Here is a 1,396-nt window from a genome sequence, read left to right on the forward strand (position 1 = left end):
GACCCTCTGCGCTATAACCTTGCCGCTATGATTGCGCGCTTCAATGAAACGGGACGCAGCCAGGTGCTGGCAAAACGTATGCCGGGCGATCTCTCTGAATACTCCGTCATTCAGACCAAAGAACCGCTGGATCGCGAAGGTAAAGTCAGCCGCATTGTTGAATTTATCGAAAAACCGGATCAGCCGCAGACGCTGGACTCAGATATCATGGCCGTAGGTCGTTATGTGCTTTCTGCCGATATTTGGCCGGAACTGGAACGTACTCAGCCTGGTGCATGGGGACGTATTCAACTGACTGATGCCATTGCCGAACTGGCGAAAAAACATGCTGTGGATGCAATGCTGATGACTGGCGACAGTTACGACTGCGGCAAAAAAATGGGCTATATGCAGGCGTTTGTGAAGTATGGTTTGAGAAACATTATGCTAGGCACAAAATTCCGTGGTAAAATAGAAGAAATAATTATAAATGATTTTTAATGAAGATAAAAGGCGGGAGAAAATAGTAATATGAAAGTCGTCAACCGATTATCTAAGCTAATGTTTAAAATATCAGATGATGTTTAGATCTTTTATGGTGATTTTTTGCTTCATGTGATTTAGAAAACGGTCTCTTGTTTTATTAGAGACGAATTTATTAAGATTGCCATGTTATAAGTTTGTGTTAGTGAACTGGTAGCTGTTAAGCCAGGGGCGGTAGCGTTGTTTTTTGCGTCTTGCGGGGTAGTATCTATACCCTCCCCCCTATTATTTGTTGCAAAGAGGTCTTTGGGTAAATAACGAGAAGTTAATGTTTACAATTAAAACTGTATTTGTGTTGAGGATATTCGGCGCTATACTTGCGCTGTCAACGAGTGTGATGATATCAAGAACGCTCAATATGAGTGAGGCTGGTGGGGTTTTCTTCCTATTATCAGTAACTGGAATAATATCGTCCCTATCCTCTTTAGGACAAAATAATTTAATTTTGAAAAAATGTGCCTCAGTTAAATATGCATTAAAAGCACGAGGCGTTTTTTTTCTTAGATGCATAAAACGGAGTGTTATATCCAGTATTATCTTATCTATCATTTTAATACCTATAATTCATTATTTTTCGCCACAATTATTATTACGAAATACATGGTGTTTGGCGATTCTGTTGATAATATCATCGTCAGTAAATATATTGTTATATTCCTTTTTACAGTCTCAAGGTCTTGTCACTTTTAGTGTTGTTCTGCAGTATATATTTCAACCCTTATTGTTTATTTTTTTTGTATTACTTATTGTTCTGATTAAAAATGAAAGTGTTTTACTGGTGTCTTTATCATACTTCTTCTCAATTATTCTTATTGGAGGAGGGGGGGGGGGACGCTGGAGTTGTAATGTCGGGGGCGGTTTTCATCACTTACGA

The 1,396-nt window shown here is 39.0% G+C and carries 1 protein-coding gene and 1 pseudogene; both read left to right on the top strand.

The window, feature by feature from the left end:
- Window positions 1–480, top strand: a 480-nt coding sequence (locus CXQ96_RS17780; RefSeq protein WP_258059192.1) for a sugar phosphate nucleotidyltransferase, incomplete at its 5' end; no start/stop codon positions are given.
- Window positions 481–790: 310 nt separating this feature from the next.
- Window positions 791–1,396, top strand: a pseudogene (gene wzx, locus CXQ96_RS18700) (O21 family O-antigen flippase); the annotation flags it as partial.

Source organism: Arthrobacter sp. B1805 (assembly GCF_002929745.1).
GTDB lineage: Bacteria > Actinomycetota > Actinomycetes > Actinomycetales > Micrococcaceae > Arthrobacter_D.